The 8,624-nt window shown below is 50.8% G+C and carries 7 protein-coding genes and 1 pseudogene; 7 read left to right on the forward strand and 1 reads right to left on the reverse strand.

Annotated features, from left to right (window positions below; genetic code table 11):
* Positions 1 to 550: 550 nt before the first annotated feature.
* The 3 genes from Q0835_RS28785 (at position 551) to Q0835_RS28795 (ending at position 6,778) form a co-directional block, all read left to right on the forward strand.
* Complete coding sequence (locus Q0835_RS28785; RefSeq protein ID WP_298966734.1) at positions 551 to 835, forward strand: hypothetical protein; 285 nt, start codon at positions 551 to 553, stop codon at positions 833 to 835.
* 156 nt (positions 836 to 991) lie between these two features.
* Entirely contained in the window at positions 992 to 2,941 is a 1,950-nt protein-coding gene (virD4, locus tag Q0835_RS28790) for a type IV secretion system ATPase VirD4 (protein WP_298966736.1), read from the forward strand.
* Between the two features lie 312 nt (positions 2,942 to 3,253).
* Positions 3,254 to 6,778, forward strand: a complete 3,525-nt coding sequence (locus tag Q0835_RS28795) for a hypothetical protein (protein ID WP_298966738.1) — start codon at positions 3,254 to 3,256, stop codon at positions 6,776 to 6,778.
* Positions 6,779 to 7,099: 321 nt separating this feature from the next.
* On the opposite strand, the pseudogene Q0835_RS28800 reads toward Q0835_RS28795, so the two are convergent.
* A pseudogene (locus tag Q0835_RS28800) lies at positions 7,100 to 7,285 on the reverse strand (IS110 family transposase); the annotation flags it as partial.
* 102 nt (positions 7,286 to 7,387) lie between these two features.
* Here Q0835_RS28800 and Q0835_RS28805 point away from each other — a divergent pair.
* The 4 genes from Q0835_RS28805 to Q0835_RS28820 form a co-directional block, all read left to right on the forward strand.
* Positions 7,388 to 7,819, forward strand: a complete 432-nt coding sequence (locus Q0835_RS28805) for an IS5 family transposase (RefSeq protein ID WP_298966740.1) — start codon at positions 7,388 to 7,390, stop codon at positions 7,817 to 7,819.
* Positions 7,771 to 7,932 carry a transposase gene (locus Q0835_RS28810; RefSeq protein ID WP_298966746.1) on the forward strand — a complete coding sequence of 54 codons (162 nt, stop codon included), beginning with the start codon at positions 7,771 to 7,773 and terminating at the stop codon, positions 7,930 to 7,932. Before Q0835_RS28805 ends, Q0835_RS28810 begins: the two co-directional genes overlap by 49 nt.
* A gap of 108 nt (positions 7,933 to 8,040) precedes the next feature.
* Positions 8,041 to 8,169 carry a hypothetical protein gene (locus Q0835_RS28815; RefSeq protein ID WP_298966742.1) on the forward strand — a complete coding sequence of 43 codons (129 nt, stop codon included), beginning with the start codon at positions 8,041 to 8,043 and terminating at the stop codon, positions 8,167 to 8,169.
* A 212-nt stretch (positions 8,170 to 8,381) separates the two neighbouring features.
* On the forward strand, positions 8,382 to 8,624 hold a 243-nt coding region (locus Q0835_RS28820; protein WP_298966744.1), incomplete at its 3' end, for a transposase.

An 8,624-nucleotide genomic window follows, 5' to 3' on the forward strand; every position in this document is an offset into this window, starting at 1 on the left:
GCCTAAAAACACCGCAAACGCGACAACATCATAGCTTCAAGCACACAATCGACCATCACCGTGAATTTTTCGGGCTAAACTACCTTTCAAGGTCGCTGATTACTCGCCGGGCATTAACACGGGCCGTGCCTCGTGTGTCGGTTGGCAAAAAGCGGCTGTAACTTTAAAAATTGCTCATCACTGAGCCAGTAGAACCTATCAGGCATCTTCAAACTCCTGTTCAGGAGTTTGAATCAGACTTCCACTGATTTGCATAGCCGATTTATGGGTCCGAAGCTTAAAACACCTCGTTAATTACGCGCCTTTTCCTTGTGACCTCCTGTCATCGCCGAAAATCAAACCCGTCTGAACCTGACGGAGCCAAATTCCACTCGTAGTCATAAGTAAAAAGAGTCCGACTTCACCTTAAGAAATAAATATTGAAAAAATTGCATAAAAAAGCAGATTTGAAACATTTTTTCAGAAAAATTTTATTTTAGACTTATTCTAACAATCAAATATAGGTGTGAAATTGCTTAATCTTCCAGTGTCCTATCAAGAAACTCTCTTCATGTTAACCCAAAAAAACCGAAGAGATCTTCGCACATGGCCCGAATGGCTGCACCAAGCTTGGTGTGCTCCAAATGACAAGGTCGGCTCCTTGAGGCCCACAGACTTCCCGGATTCTGATGGCAATGACACCCTGACACTAAATGTTTCTTCCGGCGAAGTTGTTGTCGACTTTGGAGACATCATAGCTACCAACACGGCCGGAAACCTGATCGTGTTTTCGTTGACCTCGTTACCTGGGCTTTACGAAACAAAGACCCTCAACATCAAGACAGAAAGTCAATAAGCCAAAACGACTACAGCTTCCTCGATGACAAATACTGAATAAAACGCGAATTCTAGCTCGCCAACAAATTGGTTTTGAAAACAATCGAGCGGCCAATCCGCAATTTTTATCGAACCTATCCTGTCTCGACACGAAAGGTGTCTGCTTCGAATTGCTATGAAAAAAACTAGTCCATATGACATTCTGAGCACCAGCGGACTGACTATAATGATGGCCTCACCGTTGGGGCTACTTGTATCAATCGTGTATCTTTCGCTCCAAAATGGTTTTTCGGCGGAGAAACTGGCGAACCCCAACTTTCTTGCGCTTTGGGAACAAAGCCCCTTTGTCGTGGGGGAGTTGACGGATGCATACGTGATGGCTCTTGCATCGGGAGCCGCTTCGACTTGTTTGATCCTGCTTTGTGTTCTTATTTTTCTCTACCGCCCTGATCCAAACAATGCTCACGGAACAGCCAGATGGGCCAGCGATCGTGAACTGATCAAAAAAGGATATTTTCAACCCTACTCAAACATAATAGGCCCAATCCTTGGCAAATCCTGTCGCGCCGAAAGCGGTGGCAAATATCTTACCAACGGTCCTCACCCTCATATTCTGGTGTCCGCTCCTACCCGTGCAGGAAAGGGTGTTGGTGTCGTCATTCCGACAATGCTGACCCACAATGGATCGTCCGTTGTGCTGGATGTGAAAGGAGAATTATTTGATCTGACGTCCCGCTCGAGACAGGCGCGCGGTGACCGGGTCTTCAAGTTTTCGCCGCTGGATCCGCAAGGGCGCACGCACAGATACAACCCGGTTGAAGATATCGCCGCAACGTCTCCCGAAAGAAGATTCATCGAGGCAAGACGGCTTGCTGCAAGCTTAATCGTGCCGAAAGGCAAAGGTGCAGAAGGATTTGTAGACGGTGCACGCGACCTACTCGTTGCCGGCATACTGGCCGCTATCGAGCGTGGCACTCCAACCATTGGTGCCGTTTATGACCTGTTCTCTCAACCAGGCGAAAAATATCAGCTCTTCGCCAAACTTGCCGAGGAAACAAACTCCATAGAAGCCCGCAGAATATTCGACAACATGGCGGGCAACGATACCAAAATACTTACGTCCTACACCTCTGTCCTTGGTGATGGCGGGCTCAACCTCTGGGCCGATCAACTTGTTAAGAACGCAACCGAAAAATCGGACTTCGACATTCATGCCTTGAGGAGAGAGCCTCATTGTATCTACATCGTCGTTAGCCCCAACGATATTGAGGTTCTCTCGCCCTTGGTTAGACTGCTTTTCCAACAGACAGTCGCCATTCTTCAAAGAACACTTCCAAACAAAGATGAAATTTTTGAAGTTCTGTTCTTGCTCGACGAGTTCAAGCACCTCGGGAAGATGCAGGCGATCGAAACCGCAATCACGACCATTGCAGGCTACAATGGAAGGTTCATGTTTATTATTCAGTCTCTCTCTGCGCTGACTGAGAATTACGGCCAGTCAGGAAAAGAAAACTTCTTGGGCAACACCGGTATTCAGGTGTTTATGGCGACGAGCGATGCGGACACACCAGAATATATCGCAAAAGCAATTGGTGAATACACGCACACCTCACGGTCTAAATCCTGGAATAGCTTTGAAACACTGAAATCTAACATTCAGGAACGTCACGAGAGTGCCAAACTCATCCGACCGGAGCAGATCAGGTTGTTGGATGAAGATCTGGAAATCGTTCTGATCAAGGGTGAACCACCATTACTCATCAACAAAGTAAGGTTCTACAAAGACAAGGTGCTTAAGCGATTGTTTGCAGACCAAAGTGGACCTTTTCCGGAACCCGCAGCCCGGTCGCTCAAGCCGGCCACCTCACCGGAGGCGGAGAACAAAACACAACAGATTGAAAGCGCTTCCTCAGCTGCAAAAACCCCCGCGGTACCAGCGCACCCCAGCACTAAGTCAACGGCAACAAGGTCGGCCAGCGCCGAAGTCTCACCTCCCACGCCACCACAGTCCGTCGCTCAACAAGCGCCAAGTGTTGAACGATTCAAAGCCCTCCCTCTAGACAATTCACCACAGGCTGAACTTTTGGCCAAAATTCTTGAGTTGCAGCAAAAACGCACAGAATAAGAAGCAGTTTGAATACCATTCAAAGCACACAAACGCAGTTTTTCAAAGAACTAACTTTCATCAAATACTCGCCCAAATAAGGCAAAACAATTCTGTTTTTTGATCGCCAAAATGGTCTCAAATTTATAAAGAGACTAAAGGCTCTCGCCGAAGACGGTAAGCTTTTTCGCGTTCTCTCAACCTGGATCAAGCTCGCTTGTAATTTCCGACTTTTCGCTCCTTTTGTACCGAGCAATACGCGCTGTTAGCGAGCTCAAGAACACATGAGAGGAGGGGCAACCTTGTCCGTTGCTAACGCAGGAGTGTAGATGAATGCTGACTGAGATCCATTCGAATCGTGAACGTTGGCACGCAATCCGCCCACTCATGAGCCGAAAACCACTCTCTGCATTTCAGTTAGCAGAACAAAAACGGGAACCAGAATTCGAGCTTCTGAAATTCGACCAAGTAATTCAACGGGTGAACAGCAGCGGGGTTGTTCCGGATCGGTTTTACACTGATCTCGACGAATCTCGGCGCGAAACGATTGGTGCGTATGATCCAAAGGCACGCATTTCGCAGAAGCGCGAACTCTCAATCGGTCAGAACAAAATCAAGAGCGCCATGGACGCGATCATCCCTGCAGATCCCAAGGGAGACCGTTTCAGGAAGAGCCTGGGTGAATACGTTTTCTTGAACAGGCATGAAATCGCAGTAGGCGCGTTCCTGCGCGAGATCCTTGCTGATCCCAAAAGTAAGCAACCATCCGGCCTCGCAAACAAGCCAGTCATTGATCGTCACGTCGAACGGGCGCAACAGATCCTTTTCAACGAGTGGAAATTACAAAAAAACCAGATCGGTCGATTGCAGCCACATCAAACCGAGAAACATCTCAGTGTGCCGGAAGGTCCTCTAAGGGAATTGGCCAGAGGCTTTATCAGATACGAGCGCGGGCTCGGGTTTGTTATGCTTAATGACCATAATGCTGAATTCGAAAAGCTTCCCAACGAGAAACGGATGGAAGTGCCAGGATTGCGGGATCCAGCTCTTAAGCAGGCTTCGCTCGATTGGGCAGCAAAGGTTAGACAGTCAGAACTGACAAACAACAGCCGCCCTTACATGCGTTCAGATGTCTATCCCGCAGATCAAGCGGCTCCTGAATTTCTTGAACAACGCTGGCTGCGAACGGATGCTTACACGCTCGACGATGGGGACAAGCCACGTTCGTCTTACGCCGCCGCATTTGACATCAAAACGGGTATACGACCGGATTGGCAAGAAAACTATATTAGAGCCTTTGCGCCGCGCCCCGTCGTCTGCGGCTGGACAAGACAGGGGACGCTTGAGGTTGCAATCCATAACCAGGAAACAAATAAGATAAATTACAACTACATAAACCAGTTGGAACTACTGTCGCCAACAGACATTCACTCCGACGGCAAAGGTGGCATTAAACTCGTTTCACGTACGACACGCATCGTTTCGCAGGCCGAACTGGAAGACGGATTTGAAATGCCACCTGCGGAAAAAGGGCTCCATCCTATTCTCAAGGATTTGATCTCTCCCACTCTTGCAGCCAATCAACCGGAACATGATTTCGTCTTCCGTAACAAACGGATGAATAGAACCTTGTCAGACTTGAAAGACAAAAGTGCAACAGTCCTAGAGGAGATGGATTGGGACCAGGAGGTGTCAGCCGGCCTGATTCGGAAGACACATTCCGTCGAAACGCCGCAAAGAGGCGGCGGGAGCAAAACAACACAACACGGTCTGACCGAAACAATCAAACTCACCAAATTGTTGAACTCAAACCTTAGACGTCATGCCAAGGAGCGCGGTGTCGATTTTCAAGAAGCCAACCTTGAAGATGTAGTATTCACCGCTCGCGTGCTGGAGGCAAAAAAAGCAGGCCTCAACCATCCATCCCTGGACGATTGGTCAAAGGAAGAAGTTCAACTTACGCCAAATGTGTTTGCAGCCACGAACTATAAACCGGCATTGATTTCTGATGGCTCAGCAAAGGAAGTTGTAGGGCAACCTGTTCGGAAGGCTCTTGCAGAGGCCCGGAAGAAGGTTCCGGCCGGAGCAAAGTTTCTCTTTGAAACCAAAGATGGCGCTGAAGCGCTGGACCGAGCCCGCAAGATAATGGCTGACGAATACGCCCCGACCAAGACCACCGAGCAGTTCAGAGAAACAATGAAAAGGAATCTTGAAGTTGTTTCCAAAACCGACAGCATCCTGGGTGACGCTGTTAAACGCAGGGGAGAGATCGAAAAAGGGTTTAGCTCTGTGCTACCCATTGCTTCAGAGACCACACCGCAGGCCGTCGAACACTCGCCCAAAGGCGCTCCGGAGTTGGAAAACGACCGCGATGTCGACGAAATTCAACCCGTATTCAAGCACACAGGCACCAGCAGAAAACGTGCACGCGAGGTTTCAAACAGCGCGACAAATGCCAATGGAGCTGGCGAGACACCAGAAACTGCTTCCCTGTCGAATACCGCTGCTAGAAGGGCTTGGACAAGCGCGTCTGATGAAAACTCTGTTTCAGCCGCAACAGACCAAGGCCCAAGCAATCCCGCAGGGCAGCCGCAAAATGACGAACGCGATGTTGCGCGCCCTGCCCAAACGTCTGAACTGCCGAAAACCGCGCAAACAACGACGCGTTTAACACTTGGACGTTCTTCCCACATTCCAGAACGCACTGTTGCATCTAGGGAGCCATCAGGTTCCGACGTGCCGCCGACCCTTGAGTCTCTGATGGTAACCAAACCTTTACCAATACCTTCAAACGCTGGCGCGACTGAATCAGAGGAAGCCTGCCCAAGAAATACTGGAGCGTCCGGCACTTCAGGCCAGCGCTCCGTGTCGCCATCGTCTCCCATCAATCCAGGCACTACGTCCCGTCACCAATCAGAGGACGGTGCTGTTCTGCTTCCACTCGTCCAGTCTGTTTTGAACGGAGACAGTGCGCCTGGGCAATTTTCGAGAGAAGTCTCCAAAAGGGCAACAAGCACGCTTATGGAAGGTTTTCAAAAGGCGTTGGATGGATCAGAGGCTGAACAAAGGTCGCTGTCCAACCACATACAAGAAATATTGCGAATGGGAAAAAGCACAGCCAGAGCCAAAGGACAGCCTAATCTCTCCGCAGTAGATTTTCGCAATTCGGCTGAGTACATTCGAGCATTTTTGCAAGACGCCATTGAACCATCCCCCTTTCCAAAAAGGGCCGCATCCGGAGACGCATCAGACGCAATACCGCTGGAAGACAGGAAGAGGCCAAACGCAACAGGACAAACACATGACCAATCGAATGCGGGCCGCAAGCGACGACGTGATCCATCGTCTGCCGCAGCCCCTTCGGACCTGCAGTCAGACCGGCCACAATCTGATCCCGCGTGCCACATCGAACTGCAAAGGTCAATGCCTTTACCTCCCTCGAAGAAAGCCAGAACCTCTTCATCAGCCGAACCAACGTCTCTAAAATACACGGAGCAGGAAGAGACTACCAGGCAAAAGCACACGTCTAAGCTGCCCTTGCTGCAATCACCGGCGGCAGCGGTAGCGGTTGTTGACATCAATGCAGACATACCAAGCCTGCGTAGAATTGAGCGCTCAGGCTCAATCGAGGTCTTCGATCTCGACGGGGAGGACAATGAATTTCCGGTTCGAAGCTCCGCCCCTCCGGCATCGCCTTCAATGTATATACAGGACCCAGTCCGGCGACTTGGAAAGATAAGTGAAAAGGGCGCTGCCCAAGCCCTTCAAAACGCGCGACCTGGAAGATTTGAGGCTGCGTCCAGCAACCCCCGAGCACCGATCAGAAACAAAAAACGCAGTCCACAAGGGCGACAGTGACGGAACATGGGCATAGCAATGACGTTGGAGAAATGTTTCAGAAAGACCTAGTACTACAGTTGCGTATTTAGGTTTTTCTTATAGTGAGCGGTTGCGGCGTTGAATTGGTGTTTTCGTCGTCATATTGACCAATCCATTACGAATGAGGCGGCGATTGGCGGTTTCAAAAGCAATCGCGCCAGAAGATATTTGATTTCCGCGGTGCTTGGCAGGAGTTTCGACATGATACTCAATCGGCGATCTGCTGCATCCCTATGACGCTCGCTCTTCTGTCTCATGTTTCACTCCTGATCGGTGAAGATGAGCCAAAACCTCTCCCTTACGCGCCCAGTGATGTGCTGTCGCGCAGGCCTCAACCCCGATCACACAGGGCGCTAGTTTCGAGAAGAATGGCAGCATCTGTTTGCGATGCAGCTTCTTCACCAGAACTGTCTTGCCCGATCCATCTATCCCATGCGCCTGGAAAACGCTCTTCGCCAGATCCAGCCCAAGTGTTGTGATGTTCATTGGAACCTTCCTTTCCTGCCTTCACTTCTTTCTCAGCACCATACTTGGCGCCGCGCTGGCAGGGGCGTCCACATCATCAAGACTGTCTTTTAGGAGGCAGCCTTGGCACGTGGTGATCTAACAGACGCAGAATGGGAATTGATCGAAGCGTTGCTTGCTTCAGAACGCGGTCGGAAATCCCGCCCAGCACTTGATAACCGTCGCTATTTGAATGGCACGTTGCATGTATTGCGCGTTGGCTGTCTTTGGCGCGACATGCACGAGCGCTATGGCGAATGGAACTCGGTCTATGTGCGTTTTCGCCGGTGGGCCGAGCAAGGGGTTTGGGATGGTCTTCTGGAAACGTTGGTGGATCTCGGGCTTACCGATGACTGGCAGCATATGATCGACAGTACGACGGTTCGCGGCCACAGTCAGGCAGCCGTCGCAAAAGGGGGACTCATAAGGAGGTTTTTGATCGATCACGGGGCGGCTTTACGACGAAAATCCACGCCAGATCGGACGGTCAAGGACGTCCTCTTGGCTTTGTCCTGACAGGCGGCGAAGCTTCCGACTACAGCACCGTTCCGGCCCTTCTGGACATGCCATGCCGTAAGCCAAGACTGTTCTTGGCTGACAAGGGATATGATGGCGATGCAGTGCGCTAAAGTCTGCTACTCGCAGCGATCTGTCCGGTCATTCCACTGAAGTCAAACCGCAAGGAGCAAATTGCTTGCGACTTCCGGGCCTATAAGGACAGAAACCGGATCGAGTGAATGTTCAACAAGGTCAAACAGTTCCGCAGGATCGCCACCCGAAACTACAAAACCAAAGCGTCCTTCGCCGCGTTCCTCAATCTCGCCGCCGCACGCATCTGGTTACGACACTTTGTCAACACGACCTAGGTGTTCAGTCCCGGCATTTGATGGATTTTCAGGGTTACGCGCTCCGGAACACCTCTCCGGTAGACAGCATCGCCCAAATAGCCCGGGCGAGCTTGTTAGTTCGCCCTGAAAAACCCTTTGGATCCTTGAATATTGGGGATTCCCATGGGGTTTGAAGTATTTGAAAATGCCAGAAATAGATCCTGATCCATTCATTTTCCGGTGTTTTTGCAATGCGCCCATGCGAGCCGTCCTCCGGCAAGAACGATCTCTTCCGCGAGCGTCTCGACGCCATCATTAATTCGCGTCATCCGTTGGCGCGATTGTCGGGTTTGATGGCCTGGTCACGCTTCGACGAGGCCTTCGGCCACTTCTATCGCCCAATTGGCCGGCCGGCCAAGCCGACGCGGCTGATGGTGGGGCTGCATTACCTCAAGCACGTCTACGACCTGTCGGACGAGGAGGTGGTGGACCGC

Origin of the sequence: uncultured Roseibium sp., assembly GCF_947499295.1 — a bacterium.
Classification (GTDB): domain Bacteria; phylum Pseudomonadota; class Alphaproteobacteria; order Rhizobiales; family Stappiaceae; genus Roseibium.

Bases quoted from the DNA above. Each gene is read 5' to 3' on its own strand.
- Q0835_RS28785 (WP_298966734.1), top strand. From the start codon at position 551: ATGTTAACCCAAAAAAACCGAAGAGATCTTCGCACATGGCCCGAATGG.
- virD4 (WP_298966736.1), top strand. From the start codon at position 992: ATGAAAAAAACTAGTCCATATGACATTCTGAGCACCAGCGGACTGACT.
- Q0835_RS28795 (WP_298966738.1), top strand. From the start codon at position 3,254: ATGCTGACTGAGATCCATTCGAATCGTGAACGTTGGCACGCAATCCGC.
- Q0835_RS28815 (WP_298966742.1), top strand. From the start codon at position 8,041: ATGTTCAACAAGGTCAAACAGTTCCGCAGGATCGCCACCCGAAACTAC.